This window comes from Streptomyces sp. NPDC006624 (genome assembly GCF_040611555.1).
Lineage (GTDB): Bacteria > Actinomycetota > Actinomycetes > Streptomycetales > Streptomycetaceae > Streptomyces.
Genome location: NZ_JBEXOM010000024.1, coordinates 85,591 through 106,434, shown reverse-complemented (window position 1 = coordinate 106,434; position 20,844 = coordinate 85,591). Strand labels below are relative to the sequence as shown.

Sequence of the window (20,844 nt, the reverse complement as noted above, 5' to 3'; positions counted from 1 at the left end):
GGGGCGTGGGAGGGGAGCGGCTAGAAGACGACCAGTGCGCGGCCGCCCTTGCCCGCCAGCATGTTCTCGAAGGCCGCCGGAATGCCGTCCAGGGAGATGCGCTCGGTCACCAGGGCACTGAGGTCGAGGCGGCCGGCCCGGACGTGTTCGGCCAGGACCGGGAGGTCCGCGGCGGGGTCGGAGTTGCCGTAGACGCAGCCGGAGAGGGTGCGGCCCCAGTGGAAGATCTCCAGGGCGTTGAAGGTGACCTGCTGGTCCTTGCCGCCGATGCCGACGACCGTGGTGCGCCCGCCGCGGCGGGTGGAGTCCCAGGCGGTGCGGATGGTGACCGCCCGGCCCGCGCACTCGACGGCGACGTCGACGCCCTGCTTGCCGGTGAGGCCGCGGATCTCGCGGGCGGTGGTGTCGCCGGCGACGAGGTAGTCGGTGGCCCCGGCCGTGCGGGCCAGTTCCTCCTTCGCCGGGGAGACGTCCACGGCGATGATCTTCGAGGCGCCGGCGATCCGGGCGGCCTGGAGGGCGGCGAGGCCGACTCCCCCGACGCCGAAGACGGCGACCGTCTCGCCCTGCCGGACGCGGGCGGAGTGGTGGACGGCGCCGTAGCCGGTGAGGACGGCGCAGCCGAGGAGGGCCGCGTCGGTGAGCGGGACGCCGTCCGGGACGGGCAGGACGCAGGACGCCCGGACGACGGTCTCCTCGGCGAACGCGGCGACGTTCAGGCCGGGGTGCAGGTCGGTGCCCTCGGTGGTGCGGGCGTGGACGTCGGCGGCGCCGTTCAGCGCGTTGGCGCACAGCCACACCTCGCCGAGCGAGCAGGCGTGGCAGGCGCCGCAGGACGGGGCCCAGTTGAGGACCACGCCGTCGCCGGGCGCGACGTGGGTGACGCCCTCGCCGACGGCGACGACCGTGCCGGCGCCCTCGTGCCCGAGGACGGCCGGGACGGGCACGCGCATGGTGCCGTTGGACAGGGACAGGTCGGAGTGGCAGACCCCGGCGGCGGCGAGCCGGACGCGGACCCGCCCGGGTCCGGGCTCGGGCAGGTCGATGCCGGTGATCTCCAGCGGGGAGCCGACGGCGGGCAGGACGGCGGCGCGGACAGCCATGACGGAAGGGACTCCCCTGACTAGAACTGGAGGGACTTGGTCTGGAGGTACTCGGCCAGGCCGTGCACGCCGAGCTCCCGGCCGACACCCGACTGCTTGTAGCCGCCGAAGGGGGCGAGGGGGTTGAAGCGGCCGCCGTTGATGTCGACCTGGCCGGTCTCCATGCGGCGCGCGAAGGCCACCGCCTCGGCCTCGTCGCCGGCCCAGACGGCGCCGGCCAGGCCGTAGACGGTGCCGTTGGCGATGCGCAGGGCGTCCTCCTCGTCCTCGTAGCGGAGGATCGACAGGACCGGGCCGAAGATCTCCTCCTGGGCGATGGTCATGTCCTCGGTGACGTCGGCGAAGACGGTCGGGCTGACGAAGTAGCCCTTCTCGCGCGGGGCGTCGGGGCCGCCGGCGACCAGGCGGGCGCCCTCGGCGACGCCCTTGCCGATGTAGCCGCGCACCCGGTCGCGCTGCCCGGCGCTGACGACCGGGCCGATGCGCTCGCCGTACTTGGCGGCGGCCGTCGCGGCGAGTTCCACCGCCTCGTCGTACTGCTCGCGGTGGACCAGCATCCGCGTCCAGGCGCTGCACGTCTGCCCGGAGTTGGACATCACGTTGGCGACGCCGACGTTGACGGCCTTGGCGAGATCGGCGGTGGGCAGGATGACGTTGGCGGACTTGCCGCCGAGTTCGAGGGCGACCTTCTTGACCTGCCCGGCGGCGATCGCGGCGATCCGGCGGCCGACGGCGGTGGAGCCGGTGAAGGAGACCAGGTCGACGCCGGGGTGCTCGGCGAGGGCCTGGCCGGCGACCGGGCCGAGCCCGGTGACGAGGTTGAAGACGCCCGCCGGGACCCCGGCCTCGTGCACGGCGTCGGCGAACAGCCGGGCGACCAGCGGGGTGTCCTCGGCGGGCTTCACCACGATCGTGCAGCCCGCGGCGAGGGCCGGGGCGACCTTGGCGACGATCTGGTGCAGGGGGTAGTTCCAGGGCGTGATCGCCCCCACGACACCGACCGGTTCGAGGTGCACGACCGAGTTGCCGGTCCTCTCCTCGAAGGCGTACGTCGCGGCCAGCTCGGCGTAGGAGCCCGCGACCGCGATCGGCACGGCCGCGTGGACGGCCTGCGAGAACCTCAGGGGCGAGCCGAGTTCGGCCGTGACGGTCTCGGCGATCTCGTCCGCCCGGGCCGCGAGGACGTCCCGGAGGGCGGACAGGCGCGCGGCCCGCTCGGCCGGCGGGGTGGCGGCCCAGCCGGGCAGGGCGGCGCGGGCCGCGCGCACGGCGGCGTCGACGTCCTCGGCGGTGCCGGCCGGGACCGTGCCGATGACCTGCTCGTCGACCGGGTTCACGACCTCGATCACGTCCTGGCCGGCGGCGGGGCGCCAGGCGCCCCCGATGTACATGCCGTCGTGTGCCTTCATCGCGCTTCCTCCGGGGCGGGGGCGTCGTCGTCCGGTACATAAACTAGCGGCGATAGTTTTCTCACGCCAGACGTCCCGGGCTCCCGGTCATCACAGCACGGAGCCGGCCCGTCCCGGTGTGCGGCTCCTCACTCCTCCAGGTCGGGCAGGCGCGCCGGGTGCGGGCAGATGCGGTCGCCGTTCTGGTCGAAGACGAACAGGTGGGCGAGGTCGACCAGGAGCGGCACCTGCATGCCGTGGCGCAGGGCGAGGTCCGGGGTGGTGCGGACGATGAGGTCGCCGGGCAGCCGGGGCTCGGCGGACGCGGGGCGGGGGTCGGCGTCCCCGGGGTGGTCCAGGGCCACCACGGGCCCGGCCCGCCCGGCCGCCGCCACGGTCCGCTCCCGCAGCCGGGTCAGCACGGAGCCGTCACGGCGGCGGCGCCGGACCGGGCGGCCGGGGCGGGGCCGGGGCGCCTCCAGGTCCGGGACGACGGCGGGGCTGGAGCCGGTGTCGAAGTGGACGAGGATCTCGTGCCCCTGGAACTCGACGTGCTCGACGAGACCGGTGATCGGCACCTCGCCGGGGCGGGCCGAGCTGTGCTTGGCGATCCGGACCGCTTCCGAACGCAGGCCCACGATGACCTCGCGGCCCTGCTGCACCCGCAGCAGCTGGTGGTCGAGCGAGAGCGGCTCGGGCAGCCGCAGGAACTGCTTGCCGAGGCTGATGGTCATGGCCCCGTCCAGGGGCGCGCGCACCAGACCCCGGAGCAGGTTGATCCGCGGGGTGCCGATGAAGGCCGCGACGAACACGTTGCTGGGCAGCGCGTAGACCACCCGCGGGGTGTCGACCTGCTGCAGGACCCCGCCGCGCAGCACGGCGACCCGGTCGCCCAGCGACATGGCCTCGGCCTGGTCGTGGGTGACGTAGATCGTGGTGACGCCCAGTTCCTTGGTGAGCCGGGATATCTCGGCGCGCAGATGCGTGCGGAGCTTGGCGTCGAGGTTGGACAGCGGCTCGTCCATCAGGAACGCGGAGGGGTGGCGGGCGATGGCCCGGCCCATGGCCACGCGCTGGCGTTCGCCGCCGGAGAGCTGCCGGGGCAGGCGGTCGAGGAGGTCCTCGATGCCGAGCATCCGGGCGGTGGCGTCCACGCGCGGGCGGTGGTCCGCGCCCGGGGCCTCGATGCGCAGCGGGAAGCCGATGTTGTCGCGGCTGGTCATGTTCGGGTAGAGGGCGAAGTTCTGGAAGACCATCGCCATGTTCCGGCCGGACGGCGGCAGGTCGTTGGCGTACTCGCCGTCGAGGAACAACCGGCCGTCGTCGATCTCCTCCAGGCCGGCGATCATCCTGAGCACGGTGGACTTGCCGCAGCCGGACGGACCGAGCAGCACGAGGAACTCGCCGGGCGTGATGTCCAGCGACAGCCGGTCCACCACGCGGGCGCCGCGTGTGTAGGCCTTGCTCACGTCCTGCAGGGAGATGGCGCGTGTCATGAGGGGCCCCCGAGGGGTCATCCGGGCGTTGTGCTCCGCGGTCGGAAGCCCCGTGCGGGTCGTACGAGGCTGTGGGTCACGGAAGTTAACGGAATGTGCCCGGGTGGGGGAAGACACGGGTCGGAATCGGTGGCTTCCGTCCATCTGGTGAGAAGGCGGACGGCCTGATTCAGCCGCCGGTCCCGGGGCCGCGCGGCGTCAGACGACGCCGGTGAGATGGGCGAAGACGACGACGTTCCCGGAGTAGCCCTTCCTGCGGTCGTAGCTGCCGCCGCAGGTGATCAGCCGCAGCTCGGGACGGCCCCGGGCGCCGTAGACCTCCTGGCTCGGGAAGTCCGCCTTCTCGTACGACTGAGGCCTGGACGACCGTCGTCATGGACAGCGGCTGCCCGACGCCGAGGCAGAAGCCCAGCCCGGCCAGCAGCAGCCCGAGCGCCCACACCGGCACCGGCAGCGCGATGCCCGCGCACAGCAGGGACGCCAGCAGACAGGTGACGGTGAGCAGCGGGGTCCGCCCGAGCAGCCGCAGCAGGGGCGTCAGGACCAGGCGGCACGCGATGGTCGCCGCGGCGCGCAGGCTGAGCAGGACGCCGATCACCGAGGGCGCGATGCCGCGGTGCTCGCCGACCACCGGCAGGTAGGCGGTGAGGATGTCGGTCGCGGACAGCACGGCGAGGCTGATGAAGATGCCGGCCGGCACGCCCCGGGTGCGCAGGATGCGCCGGACCGGGACCCGGTCGCCCTTGCCGGGGCGGGGCGCGGACGCCGTGCCGCGGTGCTCGATGCGCCACAGCGAGGTGAACGCCGCAGCCGCCGTCGCCCCGGCCGCGAGCAGGGCGAGCGCGCTGGTGCCGGCCATGTCCGCGCCGCCGATCAGCGCGCCCGCGGCGATCGGCCCGACCAGCTGGCCGAGGGCGGCGCCGATGGTGAAGTGGCCGAAGTTGCGGTCCTGTTCGTGCGGCGCGGACTGGCGGGCGACGAGCGACTGCGCGCCGATGACGAAGCAGCGGTGGCCGAGCCCCATCACGCCGCTCCACAGGGCCATTGTCACGAGCGAGTCCGCCACACCGCTGAGGGCGCAGCCGCCGGATATCAGCACCACCCGAAGGGCAGCAGGGGCGCGCAGCGGCCGTGGTCGGTACGGCGGCCCAGGGGCACCGCGGCGAACAGGGGCAGCAGCGCGTACACACCGGCGATGACACCGACCGCCCGCTCGTCCGCGCCGAGCGCGAGGGCCCGGTAGGAGACGGCGGGCCGGGCCATCGACACCGCCCCCTGCGCGAAGCTGAAGGCGCTGACGAGGCGGAGCAGCCAGCCGCGGTTCCGACCGGGCCTCACGTTGTCCTCCACGAAGGTCGGGCGACGGGTCAGATGATGCCGAACAGCATGCCCGCCGCGAGGATCACCAGGCAGGTGAGGGCGGCCCACTTCACGACGAACCTGGTGTGGTCGCCGAACTCGACCTTGGCCATGCCGACCAGGACGTAGACGGCCGGGACGAGCGGGCTGGACATGTGCAGCGGCTGGCCGACGAGGGAGGCGCGGGCCACCTCCAGCGGGGAGACGCCGTGCGCGGCGCCGGCCTCGGCGAGGACGGGCAGGACACCGAAGTAGAAGCCGTCGTTCGACATGAAGTAGGTCAGCGGCAGGCTCAGGATGCCGGTGACCAGGGCCATGTGCGGGCCCATGCTGCCGGGGATGACGTCGACCATCCACCTGGCCATGTGGTCGACCATGCCGGTGCCCTGCAGCACGCCGGTGAAGACGGCGGCGGCGAAGACCATGCCGGAGACGTTCAGGACGTTGTCGGCGTGGGCGGCGAGGCGGGCCTTCTGGTCGGGGATGCTCGGGAAGTTCACCGACAGGGCCAGCGCGGCGCCCAGCAGGAACAGCACCGGGATCGGCAGCAGTTCCATGATCATGGCGGTGAGCAGGGTGACCGTGAGCAGCGCGTTGAACCAGTAGAGCCGGGGCCGCAGGGTGGCGCGGTTCGGGTCGAGGCCCTGGAAGCCGTCGCCCTCCGGGTTCTGCGGGTCCTCGGGGGCGTCCGGGCCGGAGCCGGTCGCGCCGCCGCCGGCCGGGAGGCGCTTGCGCATGTCGACCTTGCCGTCGCCGGAGCCGCCGGCGCCGACCAGGACCGTCTCGGTCTCCTTCTCCGCCTCCAGGACCTCGTCCAGCGTCAGCACGCCCAGGCGCCGGCGCTCGCGCACGCCGAGGACGTAGGAGAGGGCGAAGACGAAGGCCAGGCCCACCAGCAGGGCCGGGATCATCGGGACGAAGATGTCGCTGGCGTCGAGCTTGAGGGCGGTCGCGGCGCGGGCGGTCGGGCCGCCCCAGGGCAGGGTGTTCATCACGCCGTTGGCCATGGCGGCGACACCGGTCATCACGACCAGGCTCATCTTCAGGCGCTTGTACAGCGGGTACATCGCCGAGACGGTGATCATGAAGGTGGTGGAGCCGTCGCCGTCCAGCGAGACGATCGCGGCCAGCAGAGCGGTGCCGACGACGATCCGCATCGGGTCGGCTTTGCAGAACTTGAGGATGCCGCGGACGATCGGGTCGAAGAGACCGACGTCGATCATCACGCCGAAGTAGACGATCGCGAACATGAGCATCGCCGCGGTGGGGGCGAGGCTGGTCACGCCGTCGATGACGTAGTCGCCGAGCTGGGCGCCCTTGCCGACGAACACGCAGAACAGCGCGGGAATCAGCACGAGCGCCGCGATCGGCGACATCTTCTTCATCATGATCAGGACCAGGAAGGTCGCGATCATGGCGAAGCCGAGGATGGTCAGCATGAGTGGATACCTAACGTTCGCCCTTGAACATCCCACCAGGGCCGGCGGTGTCCGAGACGTTAGGTGCCGTCAAGCAGCGTTAACAAGACGTTGACGTGCGAGCAATAAGCGCAAAACTGCTGGTCACAGCTTTGCTGAGGTCACAGCGGTGAGCTTTTCGGTCACGGCGGCGGATTCCGGGGCCGTCGCGGGGGCGACCTCGACGGGCACTCCGTTGAGGACCGCGTTGCCCGAGAGCGGGTCGAGCAGACGGCCGTCGAGGAGCTGGTTGACGTTGACGCCGGGGTCCTTGGCGGCGTGGCCGAGGCGGGTGCCGGGGCGGTCGTGGCCCCAGCCGTGCGGCAGGCTCACCACGCCCCGGCGGACGGCGTCCGTGACCTCGGCCGGTGCGGTCACCTCTCCCCCGGCCCCCCTGACCCGCACCGGCGCGCCGTCCCCGACGCCCAGGCGCTCGGCGTCCTCCGGGTGGATGTGCAGGGTGCAGCGGTTCGAACCGCCGGTCAGGGCCGGCACGTTGTGCATCCAGCTGTTGTTCGAGCGCAGGTGCCGGCGGCCGACCAGGACGAGTCCCTCGGGGCGTTCGGCCAGCGCCGCGCGCAGCCGGGGCAGGTCGCTCGCGATCGGGCCGGGCAGCAGTTCCACCAGACCGGAGGCGGTCTTCAGCGGCTGCGGCAGGCGGGGGCGCAGCGGGCCGAGGTCGATGCCGTGCGGGTGCGCGAGCAGCTTCCGCAGGCTCAGCCCGTCCGGCCGTACGCCGAAGCCGTCGCCGTAGGGGCCGAGGCGCAGCATCAGGTCGAGCCGGCGTTCGGGGCCGGTGTCGCCGGTGAGCCGGGCCGCCAGCTCGCGGGGGTCGCGGCCGTGCACGGGCGAGTGGGGCTCCGCGACCGCCTTGCCCAGGGTCTGGTCGACGACCATCCGGTCGACGGTGTCGGGATCGGCGCCGTGCATCCCCGTCACCGCGAGGATGAGCCGGGCCAGGATCTCCGTCTCCGCCATGCGGCCGGGCTCCAGCGGGATCGCGGGGCGGGTGTAGCGGACCTGGTTGCGCACGGCGAGGGTGTTGAAGGCGAAGTCGTGGTGCGGGCTCTGGGAGGGCGGCGGCGGGGGCAGCACCACGTGGGCGTGGCGGGAGGTCTCGTTGAGGTAGGGGTCGACGCTGACCATGAAGTCGAGCGAGGCGAGCGCCGCGTCGAGCCGGTCGCCGTCGGGGGCGGACAGCACGGGGTTGGCGGCGACGGCGATCAGCGCGCGGACCGGCTCGCCGTCCTCGGTGGCCGTGTCGATCTCCTCGGCGAGGGCGGACAGGGGCAGTTCGCCCTTGGCCTCGGGGTGCCGGCTCACCCGGGAGTGCCAGCGTCCGAGGGCGAAGCCGCGGCCGGGTCCGGCGGGGCGCGGGGTCTTGTCGGTGGCGGCCTGCGGGAAGAGCGCGCCGCCGGGCCGGTCCAGGTTGCCGGTGAGGATGTTCAGCACGTCGACGAGCCAGCTGGCGAGGGTGCCGTGCGGGACGGTGCAGCTGCCGATGCGGCCGTAGACGGCGGCGGTGGGGGCGGCGGCGAGGTCACGGGCGAGGGCGCGGATGAGCCCGGCGTCGACGTCACAGGCCCCGGCGACGGCTTCGGGGGTGAACTCCCGCAGGGCCTCGGACAGTTCGTCGACGCCCTGGACGTGCGGGGTCGGATCGGCGAGGTCCTCGTCGAGGAGCACCCGGGCCATCGCGGCCAGCAGCAGGGCGTCGGTGCCGGGCCGCACCGCGATGTGCCGGTCGGCGAGCTTGGCGGTGCGGGTGCGCCGCGGATCGATCACGACGAGGGTGCCGCCCCGGGCCTTGAGTGCCTTGAGCCGGCCCGGGAAGTCGGGCGCGGTGCACAGGCTGCCGTTGGACTCCAGCGGGTTGGCGCCGATGAGGAGCAGGTGGTCGGTGCGGTCCAGGTCGGGCACGGGGATGGCGTTGGCGTCGCCGAAGAGCAGGCCGCTGGAGACGTGCTTGGGCATCTGGTCGACCGTGGAGGCGGTGAAGACGCTGCGGGTGCCGAGGCCGGCGAGGAGCAGCGGCGGATAGAGGGCGCCGGCCATGGTGTGCACGTTGGGGTTGCCGAGGACGACGCCGACCGCGTGCGGACCGTGCCGCTCCACGATCGGGCGGATGCCGGCGGCGACCGCGTCGAAGGCCTCCTGCCAGGTGGCCTCGCGCAGCTCGCCGTCCCGGCGCACCAGCGGGGTGCGCAGCCGGTCGGGGTCGGAGTCGACGGCGCCGAAGGAGGCGCCCTTGGGGCAGATGAACCCCTGGCTGAAGACGTCGTCGCGGTCGCCGCGGGCGTGGGTGACGCGGCTCCCCTCGACGGTGAGGGTGAGGCCGCAGGTGGCCTCGCACAGGGGACAGATTCGCAGGGCGGTGCGGGACACGGGTCCTCCCGGGGGCGGCGGCGGTGACGCACGGACGCGCCCGAGCATACCGACCGGTATGCATGACGGGGAGGCCTTGGCGGATCCGGGGCCGGCCGGGTGGCGGGGGCGAGTGGCGGGAGCGGGTGGTGCGGGCGGGTCAGTCGAGCACGCGGGACAGATAGCCGCGCAGCATCTCCCGGGCCTCGTCGATGATCTTGGGGTCTCCGTCCGGTGCCACCCGGAACGCCAGCTGCACCAGGGTGTCGGCGGTTTCCACGGCGATGAGGAAGACCCGGCGCAGATCCTCGTCGGGCTCGCGGTCGAGGTAGCCGGAGAGGAGTTCGGTGAGCCGGTCGGCGACGCGGTGGTTCGGCTCGCCCTGGCGGGCGCCGACGGGAATCTGGTTGCCGAAGTCGACGAGGGAGAAGCCGGGCGCGGTGCGCTTCATCTCCAGGTACTCGTCGAGCACGGTGTCCATGGCCGTGCGCCAGCCCGCGTCCGGCCCGGCCTCGCGCAGGCGCTGGGTGACGCGCGCGGAGTACCGGTCGAGGTTGCGCTGCGCCAGGGCGTCGGCCATCTGGCGCTTGTTGCCGAAGAAGCGGTAGACCGAGCCGATCGGGACCCCGGCCCGCTGGGCGACGGCACGGGTGCTCAGGGCGTCGTAGCCGACCTCGTCGAGCAGGTCGGCGCAGGCGTCGAGGATCTTTGCCAGACGTTCGGCACTGCGCCGCTGCACGGGCGCACGACGCAGGGATGTCGCGTGGGGCACGGACTTCATGATGCCCCTCCGGGACGGTCCGGAGAACCTCGCGCTCCGGACTGTGACCTGGACTGTGACCCGTGATGACGGGGGTGCGCCGGCGTGTGCCGCCGGGTGTCGCCGCGCGCCGCGGCGCCCGGGGCGGGTCCGGAGGCGGTGATGTCGGCCGTGCTCTCCACGGGCTCGCCGTCCACCACCCACACCGTGCCGTCGTCGGCGTGGAGGCGGGCGGTGACCTGGTGGGTGCCGCGCGGGACGAGAGCGGCGGCCAGCCGGTGCGCGGGGGCGCGCAGGCGGGCGACCAGGCGCCCGTCGACGTAGAGGTGCGCGAGTCCGCGCCCGGCCCTCGCCTCGGCCGGCGCGCCGGGCGGCGAGAAGCGGAAGCCGCGCAGGATCAGCCGTACGTCCCAGGCGCCGGCCCGGCCGGGCTGCACCTCGACCCGCACGTCGGGGGCGTCGTCCTGCCCGATCTCCCGGTAGGGCCGCCCTTCCGGGTCCCGTTCCTCCAGGAGCTTGCCCACCGGTGAGGGCGACGCCCCCTTCTCCCCCGTATCGCCGGAGCCGCAGCCCGCGGCTCCGGCCAGGAGGACGCAGGCCGCGAGCACGGCCAGGGGTCCTCGTGTCCACGACATGCCGGGGAGCGTAGAACACATGTCCGGCTCGGCGGATCGTCCTCAGGTCGGGTTCCGGTCATCCCCGAAGAGGAGGACCCGCGTCCCTCTTGCGCCGGGGAAATCGCAATCCTACGGTGTTACATAGGAATCGGACGCAAGGGAGCAGCGAACATGGGCGATGGGGGTACCACCCGCGCGAGCGGGTTCGAGCGTGAGGGAGCGCGGAAGACAGCCGAAGGGCTGACCTACCTGTCCGGCTTCGGCAACGAGCACAGTTCCGAGGCCGTGCCGGGCGCACTGCCCGAGGGCCGCAACTCGCCGCAGCGGGCCCCGCTCGGGCTGTACGCGGAGCAGCTGAGCGGTACGGCCTTCACCGAGCCGCGGGCCCACAACCGCCGCTCGTGGCTCTACCGCATCCGCCCCTCGGCCGCGCACCCGGCGTTCACCCGGACCCACAACGGCTCGATCCGCACCGCCCCGTTCAACCAGACCGTGCCCGACCCCAACCGCCTGCGCTGGAACCCGCTGCCCGACCCGGCACCCGGGACGGACTTCCTGGCCGGCCTGTGGACCCTGGGCGGCAACGGCGACGCCACGCAGCGCACCGGTGTGGCCGTGCACCTCTACTCCGCCGACGTCTCCATGGAGCGCGTCTTCAGCGACGCGGACGGCGAGCTGCTGATCGTCCCGGAGCGCGGCGGGCTGCTGCTGCGCACCGAGTTCGGTCTGCTCCATGTGGAGCCGGGCCATGTGGCGCTCATCCCCCGTGGGGTCCGCTTCCGTGTGGAGCTCCTGGACGAGTCCGCCCGCGGTTACGTGTGCGAGAACTACGGCGCGCCCTTCCGGCTGCCCGACCTGGGCCCGATCGGCGCGAACGGTCTCGCCAATCCCCGTGACTTCCGGGCGCCCGTGGCCGCGTACGAGGACGTCGAGGGCCCGGTGGAGGTGGTGAACAAGTTCTGCGGCAACCTGTGGACGGCCACCTACGACCACTCCCCGCTCGATGTCGTCGCCTGGCACGGCAACCATGTGCCCTACGCCTATGACCTGCGTCGTTTCAATGTGCTGGGCACCATCACCTACGACCACCCGGACCCCTCGATCTTCACGGTGCTGACCTCCCCGTCGGACACCCCCGGCCTGGCCGGGGTGGACTTCGTGGTGTTCGCGCCGCGCTGGCTGGTCGGCGAGGACACCTTCCGCCCGCCGTACTTCCACCGGAACGTGATGAGCGAGTACATGGGCCTGATCGAGGGCGCCTACGACGCCAAGGCGGAGGGCTTCGTGCCGGGGGGCGGTTCGCTGCACAACATGATGTCGGCGCACGGCCCCGACCGGGAGACCTTCGACCGGGCCAGCGCCGCCGAGCTGAAGCCGCAGAAGATCGACGACGGCCTGGCGTTCATGTTCGAGACCCGCTGGCCGCTCACCCTCACCCCGCACGCGGCCCGGGCCGAACACCTCCAGCAGCGCTACGACGACGTCTGGCAGGGCCTGGAGCGGCACTTCACCCCCTTGCACTGATCATTTCCTACCGGTACGGATGGCCCGTGACCTCCTTCGCCCCGGACTCGATCGTCCTGAACCGCAAGCTGCCGCTCTGGTACCAGGTGTCGCAGTCGCTGCGCGCCTCGATCCTCGGCCGCTCGCCCCAGGACCCGCTGCGCCTGCCCACCGAGGAGCAGCTGGCCGGGCACTACGGCGTCAGCGTGCTGACCATGCGGCAGGCCCTGAAGGAGCTGGAGGACGAGGGCCTGATCTCGCGCCACCGCCGCCGGGGCACGTTCATCGAGCCGGACGCGCGCCGGGGCTCCCCGGTGCGGCTGCTCGGCTCGGTGGACGCGATCGTGGCCCAGCAGTCCGGCATGACGACGCGGATGCTGGACCACGGCAGCGGGCCCGTGCCGGGCGAACTCGCCGATCTCTTCCCGGACGTGGCCGAGGTGGCGACGTACCACCGGCTGCGCAGCGACGAGAAGACCGGGGAGCCGACCAACCACGCCCGCAACTACGTCCGTCCCGAGCTGGCCGCGCGCATCGATCTGGACGATCTCGTGCGGTGGCCGATGACCAAGGTGCTGCGGGACGTGGTGGGGGCGGACATCAGCCGCATCACGGACACGGTGGAGGCGCGGCTGGCCGACCCGGAGACGGCCCGGCTGCTCCAAGTGCCGCTGCTGAGCCCGATCCTGCACTACACGGGCATCACCTACGACACCGGGGGGCGGCCCCTGGACGTGGCCGTCATCCACTACCGCGGGGACCGGTTCTCCTTCACCGTGACCCTGGACGCCACATGAGCGCCGCGGGCCGGCGGGGGCGGGTCGCGCGGTTCCCCGCGCCCTTTCGTGGCACTCGGCTCGTCGTACGATGCGGGGCGTGACGCACGACGACGCTCCGCCGCTGGCGGACCTCATGCCGTGGTCCGTCGCACCGCCGCGGCTCGGCCGGGGCTGGCCGGCGGGCCCCGACGAGGCATCCCTGAAGGCCCGCTGGGACGCCTTGGTGAAGGCCGAAGGGCCCGACCGCGAGGCCCTGTTCGAGCCGAGCCGTGCGCGCACCCTGCACACGGCGGTCGGCCGGCTGCCGGGCCGGGCGGACGGCGGCACGGAGAGACTCGTCCGCGCGTCGGGCCCGTGCCCCGAGCCCGTCCGGGTGCTGTACGCGCCCTTCGACGAGCAGTGGCTGATCCCCGACCAGCGGCTGATCGACGCGGCCCGCCCGGAGCTGTGGCGGGTGGCGGACGAGCGGCAGGTGTTCCTGGTGGAGGCGCCGGAGAGGCTGCTGGCCACCTCGCTGCTCCCCCTGCTCCGCCCCGGCCGGGTCCGCCCGCTCTACCGGCGGCCCGGCGGGCGCGAACCGAACCTGGCCCCCGGCCTGCTGGAGCACCTGGGCGCCCGCCTGGGCAGCGCCCCCGCCCCCCTCGACGTCCTGGCCTGGATCACCGCCACGGCCCGCCCGGATCTCACCGTCCCGCTCACCGGCGACCCCGGTGCGTGGGAGCGGGGCCTGGAGGTGGGCCACCGGCTGCTGTGGCTGATGCGCCGCGACGGCGAGCGCCCCAGGCTCCCCGGCGGCCGTCGCCCCTATGTGCGCGCCCCGTTGCCGTCCCGCCCCCACTCCCTGCGCTACGACCGGGACGAGGAGGCCTTGTTCCTGGACGGGGGCCGCATCTCGCCCGTGCCGCCGGAGGCCTGGGACTTCGAGGCGGGCGGGGTGCGCGTCCTGGAACAGTGGTTCGCGGCCCGCCTCGGCGTCCCCGAGCCGGGCACGCTGGCGGCGATCCGCCCGGCGACCTGGCCCCAGGCCTGGACGTCGGAACTCCTGGAGCTGATCACGGTCCTGGCGCTGCTGGCCGAACTGCGCCCGCTCAAGGAGCCGGAGGTCCCCGACCCGGTGACGGCGGCCGAACTGACCGAGGCGGGCGTCCTGCCCGTACCGGCCCCGGCCCGCCGGCCGGCCTCGGTGCTGGACGGCCCCGAGGAGGGCCCGGAGGGCCAACTCGCCTTGCTCTAGCGCGCGTCGGCGAGGAAGGCGCCGAGGCTGTCGAGGAGCATCGTGCTGCCCTGTTCGGCCATGTCGCGTTCCTCGGCGGTGTCACAGGTCTGGCGCAGCACGATCCGTGTCCGGTCGTCGTCCTGCCGGTGCAGTTCCATGGTCATCGTGGCCGGTTCGGGCTTGCCGGGGAAGTCCATGCCGATCACCAGGCGCCGGTTCTCGGCGGTCTCGAGGTAGGAGCCGGTCAGCGGGAACCGTCCGCCGTCCGGGGTGACCATCGTGGCCTTCCACGCTCCGCCCGGCCGGACGTCCATCTCGACGGAGCCTTCGACGGCGCCCGCCCAGCGCGCGTACTGCCCGGGGGTGGTCCACGCCCGCCACACCGCGCCCGCGGAGGCGTCCAGTGTCCGGGTCAGGGTGTAGCCGAAGCCGTCGGCCGCAGTGGTCTGGTGAGAGCTCATCGTCGTTCTCCCGCGTCTCGTTCCGGTTCGGGGTGTCGCTCCTGTAGACGTCCGGAAGCGGGAGAACTCATCGGCGGGCCGGCCGGTCAGCGGGAGCCGGGGTCGAAGGCGTCCAGGACGCGTTCGAGGGCCCGCCGGAACACCGCCTCCAGGTCGACGGGACCGCTCTGCTCCGCGAAGGCCGCGGCCAGGCGCGGATAGGCGCCGGTGGCCACCTGGCCGCCCAGGTAGGCCATGCGGACCGCGTTCTCCTCCTCCGCCGACCACGGCATGGCGCGGGTGCGCTCGGCGGTCGCGATGTCGTTGCCGGTGTACGTCGTGACCACGCCGTTGAGGAGGGCGATCAGCTCCGTCTTCGCGCCGTAGGGCAAGTCGAGCGGTTCGAGGCAGGCCAGGCAGTGCTCCAGGTAGCGCAGGGTGCTGGGACTGAAGCCGAAGACCCCCGCCATCAGCCGCGGCACCCAGGTGTGGCGGCGCATGATGGCGCGCGTCTGCTCGGCGTTGCGGAGCATGTCGGCTCGCCAGTCGCCGGTGGGCTCGAACAGCTGATGCTCGGCGCCGACGGCGTCGAGCATCAGCTCGTGCAGGTCCTCCTTGCGGGGGACGTAGTTGTACAGCGACATCGTGCCGCAGCCGAGTTCCGCGGCGACGTTGCGCATGGACACCGCGTCCAGTCCCCGCTCGTCGGCGATCCGCACCGCGGCGGCGGCGATGTCGGCGCGGGTGAACGCCGGTCTCGGCCCCCGGCCGGTGCGCTCGGGGCGCGCCCAGATCACTTCGGGTACGGCAGCTCGGCCCGCCATCGGTCATCACCTCGGCCACCATCCTAGTTACGTACAGCGTACGTAGTGCGCTATGGTCCTGCCATGACGACTACGTACGCTGTACTTAGTGAGGGTCTGGAGAAGCGGTTCGGGGAGGTCCGTGCCCTGCGCGGGCTGGACCTCGCGGTGGCCGAGGGGACCGTGTGCGGGGTCCTCGGCCCGAACGGGGCGGGGAAGACCACGGCCGTGCGGCTGCTGACCACGCTGCTGCGGCCGGACGCCGGCTCGGCGCGGGTCGCCGGGCACGACCTGGTCCGCGAGGCCGCCGCCGTGCGCGCCCGGATCGGCGTCACCGGGCAGGACACCTCGGTCGACGGCGACCTGACGGGACGCCAGAACCTGCGGCTGTTCGCCCGGTTGCACCGGGTGCGCGGACCGGCCGGCCGGACGGCGGAGCTGCTGGACCGCTTCGGCCTGACCGGCGCCGCCGACCGGCCCGCGTCCACCTACTCCGGCGGCATGCGGCGCCGCCTCGACCTCGCGGCGAGCCTGATCCGCCGTCCCGAGGTGCTGTTCCTCGACGAGCCGACGAACGGCCTCGACCCGGCCGGCCGCACCCTCGTCCAGGAGGTGGTGCGCGCTCTGGCCGCCGAGGGCACCACCGTGCTGCTCACCACGCAGTACCTGGAGGAGGCCGACCGGCTCGCCGACGACATCGCCCTGGTGGACCGGGGCCGGGTGGCGCACACCGGGTCGCCGGTGCAGCTCAAGGCGCTGGTCGGGGCGCACGCCGAGGTCGTGGTGGCGGACGCGGACGTGCTGGTGAAGGCGGCGGGCGTGCTCGACCGGCTGACGGGCGCGCAGCCGTCGCTCGACCACGCGCGCAACGCCGTCGGCGCGGTCAGCAAGGACCCGACCCTCACCCTCCCGCTGCTGGTGCGCGCCCTGGACACCGCGGGCGTGCCGCTGCTCGACGCGAGCCTGCGGCCCCCGACCCTCGACGACGTGTTCCTGCGCCTGACGCGGGACACGGCCCTGACCCCCGGTGAGAAGGAGCGTGCGGCATGAGCATGCTGGCGTACGACGGGGCCGCGATGCTGGGCCGCCAGCTGACGCGGATGCGCAACAACCCGGGCCTGCTGATCCTGACCCAGACGATGCCGGTCAGCATGCTGCTGTTCTTCGGTTACGTCTTCGGCAGCGCGCTCGCGATGCCGGGCGCGGAGTACCGGTCGTTCCTCGTGCCGGGCCTGCTGGCGGCGACCGCCGCGGGCGGGATCATGACCGGCATGTTCCAGGCGGCCCAGGACACGCACCGGGGGGTGACGAGCCGGTTCCGTACGCTGCCGATGAGCCGGGCGGCCGTGCCGCTGGGGCAGGCCGCGGCGGACGTGGTGGCCACGGCGGCCGGGATGGTGCCGTTCCTGCTGGTGGGCCTCGCGGTGGGCTGGCGCGTCGAGGGCGGTCCGCTCCGGGCGGCGGGCGCCGTCGCGCTGCTGCTGCTGTTCCGTTTCGCGTGCACCTGGGCCGGGATCCACCTCGGTCTGCTCACGCGGAACGAGGAGGCGGCCGGTCAGCTCGGCGGCGCCACGTTCCTGCTGCCGCTGCTGTCCAGTGCCTACATCCCGGCGAGCGGGCTGCCGGGGTGGCTGCGCACGGTCGCGGAGTGGAATCCGATCAGCGCCGTGGCGACGGCCCTGCGGGCGCTGTTCGGCAACGCGCCGGTGCCCGAGGGGGCGGCCTGGCCGGTGGCCCACCCCGTCGCGGGGTCGCTTCTGTGGTGCGCCCTGCTGCTCGCGGTGTTCGTGCCGCTGGCCGTGCGCCGGTACGCGCACGGGGAGCGGTGAGCGGGCGGCCGGAGCAGCGGGCGCGGGCGGCGCCCCGTGTCGCTGCCGGGCGGGGATGAGGCAACGACCAGGGGCGTGCCGCGCTCGGGAAGACACCTGACGCCGCTGCGTGCCGCGGGGATGACGGACGACGAGTGCGCAGCGGGCGCCGGGGGCGGTGCGACCGCCCGAGCGCAGGCCCCTACCTGCTGCCGAACAGCGAACGGCGCAGCCGGCGCAGCGGCGCGAAGAGCGAGACGCGACGCACGCGCGCGCCCCTGCCACTGCGGTCGTGCGGCCGGCGCGCGGTCAGTTCACGCATCAGCGAGGTCGCCTCGACCGTCTCCCGCTGCGGGACGGCAGGACCCGCCAGCACCGAGAGATGGCGGTCGAGGCGCGAACTGGTCGCGCTGCTCCCGCAGGTGATCGCAGGGACCCTGGCCCTGCTGCGCACTGTTATCTGTTCCATGTCACTCCCCACCCGTACGAGTCCACCCGGCCCGGGCAGGGTAACCCTATCGCCCCGGCCGGGCACACGTGTATCGGCGTCACAGGATTCACCTTCCCCGTAAGGGGGTTGACGATGTATTTCCGGTTACTCTCCGAATCCAACAGATTTCAGGGCGAGTTGGACGATGGGCTGGGTGGTGGGCTGCGGCGATCCTCCGGCGGGCTCGACGGTCACGGCCAGTGAGGTCGCGGAGGTGCCGAGACCGGTGGCGACCAGCGGCGTGTCGCCTTGGAACAGCCCCAGGGAGCGTGGTTGTGCGCCCGGGCGCATGAGCCACAGCTGATGCACGCGGCCGCCCGGCGGTGCGCCGTATCCGCCGAGGGTGACCACCGCGCTCCCCTCCGTGGCGGAAGCGATCACTCCGATGGTGCGGCCCCGCGCGTCCCGTCCGTTGCCCGCACGGGCGTCCGGAGCGGCCAGAACGTGGGCGATCTCACGTGACCGATCGCGTTCCGCGGCGAGTTCGTCCTGGGTGCGGTTCGCCTGCACCGCGAAGAGCGAGGCGACGACGAGTGCCGCGGCGGCGGTGGCCGTGGCGAAGGGCACGAACAGCGGGATCCGGCGCCGCGTCCGCTGCCGCGGCGGCGGCTGGGTGCCCCACACGTGCGGCGGCAGCTGGGTAGCGCGCCCGCGGGCCGGGCCGCGGGCCGCCTCCTGCGGCGCCGGGTCCTGCGGGGTGGCGCGGACGGCGGCCATGACGCGGTCGCGCAGCGCGGCGGGCGGCGGGGCGGCCGTGGACCAGGCGAGCCGGACGGCGTCCTCCGACAGGGCGCGCACCTCGGCGGCGCAGCGGTCGCAGCCCTTCATGTGCTTCTCGAAACGGACCCGCTCCGCCGGCTCCAGCGCGTCGAGCGCGTAAGGAGCGGCGAGGGAGTGCGGGTCCTCGCGGCGCAGGAGGCTCATGCCGCTCCTCCCAGGCACTCGCGCATCCGGGTCAGCCCGTCACGCATCCGCGTCTTGACGGTGCCCAGCGGCAGGGACAGCTTCTCGGCCACCTCGCGGTAGGTGTAGCCCTCGTAGTAGGCGAGCGTGACCGACTGGCGCTGCAGGACGGTGAGCCGGTCCAGGCAGCGGCGCACCCACTCGCGTTCCAGGCCGGCCTCGACCTCCTCGGTCACGTGGTCGAAGGCCGGCTGGCCGGCCCGGAGTGCCTCGCGCTGCTCGCGCTCCCCGGCGGCCCGGGCGCTGCGCACCCGGTCGACGGCACGGCGGTGGGCCAGGGTGAGGATCCACGACATCGCGCTGCCCCGTCCCGGGTCGAACTTCGCGGCGGACCGCCACATCTCCAGCAACACCTCCTGAGCCACCTCCTCCGACTGGGCGGGGTCGCGCACCACTCGCCGTACGAGCCCGAACACCGGGCCGGACACCAGTCCGTACAAGTCCTCGAACGCCTGGTGGTTACCGCTCGCCACGAGCAGCAGCAGTTCGTCCGCCTCCACCCGGTCCCCCTCTCCGGGCCCGCATCGGGCCTGTCCCCTCGTACGAGGCATTCGCAACGCACACACCTCCGGACGGTGTTACGGATCAGCGCGCCGAAAACGCGGGTCGCCGCGCGATGAAACAACTTTGGCCACCCGCCGTAAGGACGTTTGAGATTCGACCAATCCGCTTCGCCGGCCGCTCCGAAGGGTGTGTGTCAGGCAAGTTGGCACGGAGGACGGACGGCATGACACCTATCTCCAGGACCGGTGCGGGACGCAGGAGCATCGCGACCGCGATCTGTGGTGCGCTGGCCGCCGGCGGGCTCGCGGCCGCCGGCGTGACCGCGCTGGAACCTGAGGCGGCCTCCGCCTCCAGTCACCGGGAGGCCCCGCTGATATCGGGGACCCCGCAGTTCGACAACACGGACGTGTACGCGTTCGTCAGCCCGGACAAGCCGGACACGACGACGATCGTCGCGAACTGGATCCCGATGGAGGAGCCGGCCGGTGGGCCGAACTTCTTCACGTTCGCCGAGGACGCGCAGTACGACCTGCGCATCGACAACAACGGCGACGCGCAGGAGGACCTGGTCTTCCGGTACACGTTCAAGACGCACACGAAGAACGACAAGACGTTCCTGTACAACACGGGCCCGGTCGAGAGCCTCGACGACCCCGACCTCAACATCACGCAGACGTACGACCTCGAACTGATCAAGCTGAAGCACCTGAAGGCCGTGTCGAAGACCAAGGTCGCCGACGACGTGCCGGTGGCGCCGTCGAACGTCGGCAAGGCGTCGATGCCGGACTACGGCACCCTGCGCAAGCAGGCGATCCGCGAACTCGCCGGAGGCGCGCAGACGTTCGCCGGGCAGGCGGACGACCCGTTCTTCCTGGACCTGCGCGTCTTCGACCTGCTGTACGGCGGGAACCTGTCCGAGGTCGGCAACGACACCCTCAAGGGCTACAACGTCAACTCGATCGCCCTGCAGGTGCCGAACAGCCTCATCACCGAGTCGCACGAGCAGCCGATCGTCGGCGTCTGGTCGACGACGCAGCGCAAGAACGCCCGGGGCTACTTCACCCAGGTCTCGCGCCTGGGCAACCCGCTGGTGAACGAGGTCGTCAACCCGCTGAAGGACAAGGACAAGTTCAACGCGTCCGCGCCCCGGGACGACGCGCAGTTCCTGGAGAACGTCACCAACCCGGAGCTGCCGAAGCTCATCGAGGCGATCTACAAGATCCCGGCGCCGGACGAGCCGCGCAACGACCTCGTCGACGTCTTCCTGAAGGGCGTCAAGGACCTCAACCAGCCGCCGCACGTGACGCCGTCGGAGCAGCTGCGCCTCAACACCTCGATCAAGCCGTCCGCCAAGCCCAAGCGGCTCGGTGTCCTCGACGGTGACAACGCCGGCTTCCCGAACGGCCGCCGCCTGACCGACGACGTGATCGACGCCTCGCTGCAGGTCGTCGAGGGCGAGCTGCTGGGCGCGAAGAACGACCTCGGTGACGCGGTCGACAAGAACGACAAGAAGTTCGGCAAGTCCTTCCCCTACCTGGCCAACCCGACCGAGGGTTCGCGCGGTCCGCTCGCCAAGGGCGTGAAGAGCGGCAACGACGTCCGCAGCCAGCTGGGCGACGCGCTCCAGCCGGCCGGCGCGCAGGGCTCGGACGACATGCGCCTGATCGCCGCGTCCGCGGGCGCCGGGGCGGGCGGCATCGTCCTGATCGGCGCGGCCCTGATGTGGTGGCGCCGTATGCGGAACCGGGCGTACTGACCCGTTCCGCCCCCTCTGCCGGCGCGGCCCGTTCCCCA

Annotated in this window: 18 protein-coding genes and 2 pseudogenes; 6 read left to right on the top strand and 14 right to left on the bottom strand. The window is 73.0% G+C overall.

Features of this window, described 5'->3' with window-relative positions; translation table 11 throughout:
- Positions 1 to 20 precede the first annotated feature (20 nt).
- From ABZY20_RS32215 to ABZY20_RS32175, 9 genes and pseudogenes are all read right to left on the bottom strand, one after another.
- Complete coding sequence (locus tag ABZY20_RS32215) at positions 21 to 1,103, bottom strand: Zn-dependent alcohol dehydrogenase (RefSeq protein WP_356446225.1); 1,083 nt, start codon at positions 1,101 to 1,103, stop codon at positions 21 to 23.
- 20 nt (positions 1,104 to 1,123) lie between these two features.
- A complete protein-coding gene (locus ABZY20_RS32210; protein WP_356446223.1) occupies positions 1,124 to 2,512 on the bottom strand; it encodes an aldehyde dehydrogenase family protein in 1,389 nt (462 codons plus the stop codon).
- A 128-nt stretch (positions 2,513 to 2,640) separates the two neighbouring features.
- Entirely contained in the window at positions 2,641 to 3,987 is a 1,347-nt protein-coding gene (locus ABZY20_RS32205) for an ABC transporter ATP-binding protein (protein ID WP_356446221.1), read from the bottom strand.
- Between the two features lie 198 nt (positions 3,988 to 4,185).
- Positions 4,186 to 4,341 (bottom strand): annotated as a pseudogene (locus tag ABZY20_RS32200) (class F sortase); the annotation flags it as partial.
- Positions 4,340 to 5,325 (bottom strand): annotated as a pseudogene (locus tag ABZY20_RS32195) (MFS transporter); the annotation flags it as partial. The pseudogenes ABZY20_RS32195 and ABZY20_RS32200, both read right to left, overlap by 2 nt.
- Positions 5,326 to 5,354: 29 nt before the next feature.
- Positions 5,355 to 6,821 (bottom strand): citrate:proton symporter, encoded by a 1,467-nt coding sequence (locus ABZY20_RS32190; protein ID WP_356446219.1) that lies wholly within the window; start codon positions 6,819 to 6,821, stop codon positions 5,355 to 5,357.
- An 87-nt stretch (positions 6,822 to 6,908) separates the two neighbouring features.
- Positions 6,909 to 9,188: a molybdopterin oxidoreductase family protein gene (locus tag ABZY20_RS32185; RefSeq protein ID WP_356446217.1), complete on the bottom strand. Its 2,280-nt coding sequence runs from the start codon at positions 9,186 to 9,188 to the stop codon at positions 6,909 to 6,911.
- Between the two features lie 139 nt (positions 9,189 to 9,327).
- Positions 9,328 to 9,948, bottom strand: a complete 621-nt coding sequence (locus ABZY20_RS32180) for a TetR/AcrR family transcriptional regulator (RefSeq protein ID WP_356446215.1) — start codon at positions 9,946 to 9,948, stop codon at positions 9,328 to 9,330.
- Positions 9,945 to 10,562: a hypothetical protein gene (locus ABZY20_RS32175; RefSeq protein ID WP_356446213.1), complete on the bottom strand. Its 618-nt coding sequence runs from the start codon at positions 10,560 to 10,562 to the stop codon at positions 9,945 to 9,947. Before ABZY20_RS32175 ends, ABZY20_RS32180 begins: the two co-directional genes overlap by 4 nt.
- Positions 10,563 to 10,715: 153 nt before the next feature.
- Here ABZY20_RS32175 and hmgA point away from each other — a divergent pair, with 153 nt between their 5' ends.
- From hmgA to ABZY20_RS32160, 3 genes are all read left to right on the top strand, one after another.
- The gene (gene hmgA / locus ABZY20_RS32170) at positions 10,716 to 12,068 is read left to right on the top strand and encodes a homogentisate 1,2-dioxygenase (protein WP_356446212.1); all 1,353 of its coding nucleotides are present in this window, start codon (positions 10,716 to 10,718) and stop codon (positions 12,066 to 12,068) included.
- A gap of 26 nt (positions 12,069 to 12,094) precedes the next feature.
- Complete coding sequence (locus tag ABZY20_RS32165) at positions 12,095 to 12,844, top strand: GntR family transcriptional regulator (RefSeq protein WP_356446210.1); 750 nt, start codon at positions 12,095 to 12,097, stop codon at positions 12,842 to 12,844.
- A gap of 70 nt (positions 12,845 to 12,914) precedes the next feature.
- Positions 12,915 to 14,060, top strand: coding sequence for a type ISP restriction/modification enzyme (locus tag ABZY20_RS32160; protein WP_356446208.1), 1,146 nt, complete (start codon positions 12,915 to 12,917; stop codon positions 14,058 to 14,060).
- On the opposite strand, the gene ABZY20_RS32155 is transcribed toward ABZY20_RS32160, so the two are convergent.
- Positions 14,057 to 14,503 (bottom strand): SRPBCC domain-containing protein, encoded by a 447-nt coding sequence (locus ABZY20_RS32155; protein WP_356446206.1) that lies wholly within the window; start codon positions 14,501 to 14,503, stop codon positions 14,057 to 14,059. The genes ABZY20_RS32160 and ABZY20_RS32155 overlap by 4 nt on opposite strands.
- 86 nt (positions 14,504 to 14,589) lie before the next feature.
- Complete coding sequence (locus tag ABZY20_RS32150; protein ID WP_356446204.1) at positions 14,590 to 15,306, bottom strand: TetR/AcrR family transcriptional regulator; 717 nt, start codon at positions 15,304 to 15,306, stop codon at positions 14,590 to 14,592.
- A 63-nt stretch (positions 15,307 to 15,369) separates the two neighbouring features.
- Here ABZY20_RS32150 and ABZY20_RS32145 point away from each other — a divergent pair, with 63 nt between their 5' ends.
- Positions 15,370 to 16,335: an ATP-binding cassette domain-containing protein gene (locus tag ABZY20_RS32145; RefSeq protein WP_356446202.1), complete on the top strand. Its 966-nt coding sequence runs from the start codon at positions 15,370 to 15,372 to the stop codon at positions 16,333 to 16,335.
- On the top strand, positions 16,332 to 17,114 hold the full coding sequence (locus tag ABZY20_RS32140; protein WP_356446200.1) for an ABC transporter permease: 783 nt from the start codon (positions 16,332 to 16,334) through the stop codon (positions 17,112 to 17,114). Before ABZY20_RS32145 ends, ABZY20_RS32140 begins: the two co-directional genes overlap by 4 nt.
- Positions 17,115 to 17,295: 181 nt before the next feature.
- Here ABZY20_RS32140 and ABZY20_RS32135 read toward each other — a convergent pair whose 3' ends face one another.
- The 3 genes from ABZY20_RS32135 to ABZY20_RS32125 all read right to left on the bottom strand — a co-directional run bounded on the left by ABZY20_RS32135 (position 17,296) and on the right by ABZY20_RS32125 (position 19,046).
- Positions 17,296 to 17,562 (bottom strand): hypothetical protein, encoded by a 267-nt coding sequence (locus ABZY20_RS32135; protein WP_356446199.1) that lies wholly within the window; start codon positions 17,560 to 17,562, stop codon positions 17,296 to 17,298.
- A 126-nt stretch (positions 17,563 to 17,688) separates the two neighbouring features.
- Positions 17,689 to 18,507: an anti-sigma factor gene (locus ABZY20_RS32130; protein ID WP_356446197.1), complete on the bottom strand. Its 819-nt coding sequence runs from the start codon at positions 18,505 to 18,507 to the stop codon at positions 17,689 to 17,691.
- Positions 18,504 to 19,046 carry a sigma-70 family RNA polymerase sigma factor gene (locus tag ABZY20_RS32125; protein WP_356446196.1) on the bottom strand — a complete coding sequence of 181 codons (543 nt, stop codon included), beginning with the start codon at positions 19,044 to 19,046 and terminating at the stop codon, positions 18,504 to 18,506. Before ABZY20_RS32125 ends, ABZY20_RS32130 begins: the two co-directional genes overlap by 4 nt.
- Before the next feature lie 227 nt (positions 19,047 to 19,273).
- Here ABZY20_RS32125 and ABZY20_RS32120 point away from each other — a divergent pair, with 227 nt between their 5' ends.
- Positions 19,274 to 20,806, top strand: a complete 1,533-nt coding sequence (locus tag ABZY20_RS32120) for a DUF4331 domain-containing protein (RefSeq protein WP_356446194.1) — start codon at positions 19,274 to 19,276, stop codon at positions 20,804 to 20,806.
- Positions 20,807 to 20,844 lie beyond the last annotated feature (38 nt).

Excerpts from the sequence above, each read along its gene's own strand:
- ABZY20_RS32215 (WP_356446225.1), bottom strand. The coding sequence starts at position 1,103 with ATGGCTGTCCGCGCCGCCGTCCTGCCCGCCGTCGGCTCCCCGCTGGAG.
- ABZY20_RS32210 (WP_356446223.1), bottom strand. The coding sequence starts at position 2,512 with ATGAAGGCACACGACGGCATGTACATCGGGGGCGCCTGGCGCCCCGCC.
- ABZY20_RS32205 (WP_356446221.1), bottom strand. The coding sequence starts at position 3,987 with ATGACACGCGCCATCTCCCTGCAGGACGTGAGCAAGGCCTACACACGC.
- ABZY20_RS32180 (WP_356446215.1), bottom strand. The coding sequence starts at position 9,948 with ATGAAGTCCGTGCCCCACGCGACATCCCTGCGTCGTGCGCCCGTGCAG.
- ABZY20_RS32175 (WP_356446213.1), bottom strand. The coding sequence starts at position 10,562 with ATGTCGTGGACACGAGGACCCCTGGCCGTGCTCGCGGCCTGCGTCCTC.
- hmgA (WP_356446212.1), top strand. The coding sequence starts at position 10,716 with ATGGGCGATGGGGGTACCACCCGCGCGAGCGGGTTCGAGCGTGAGGGA.
- ABZY20_RS32160 (WP_356446208.1), top strand. The coding sequence starts at position 12,915 with ATGCGGGGCGTGACGCACGACGACGCTCCGCCGCTGGCGGACCTCATG.
- ABZY20_RS32155 (WP_356446206.1), bottom strand. The coding sequence starts at position 14,503 with ATGAGCTCTCACCAGACCACTGCGGCCGACGGCTTCGGCTACACCCTG.
- ABZY20_RS32150 (WP_356446204.1), bottom strand. The coding sequence starts at position 15,306 with ATGGCGGGCCGAGCTGCCGTACCCGAAGTGATCTGGGCGCGCCCCGAG.
- ABZY20_RS32145 (WP_356446202.1), top strand. The coding sequence starts at position 15,370 with ATGACGACTACGTACGCTGTACTTAGTGAGGGTCTGGAGAAGCGGTTC.
- ABZY20_RS32140 (WP_356446200.1), top strand. The coding sequence starts at position 16,332 with ATGAGCATGCTGGCGTACGACGGGGCCGCGATGCTGGGCCGCCAGCTG.
- ABZY20_RS32135 (WP_356446199.1), bottom strand. The coding sequence starts at position 17,562 with ATGGAACAGATAACAGTGCGCAGCAGGGCCAGGGTCCCTGCGATCACC.
- ABZY20_RS32130 (WP_356446197.1), bottom strand. The coding sequence starts at position 18,507 with ATGAGCCTCCTGCGCCGCGAGGACCCGCACTCCCTCGCCGCTCCTTAC.
- ABZY20_RS32120 (WP_356446194.1), top strand. The coding sequence starts at position 19,274 with ATGACACCTATCTCCAGGACCGGTGCGGGACGCAGGAGCATCGCGACC.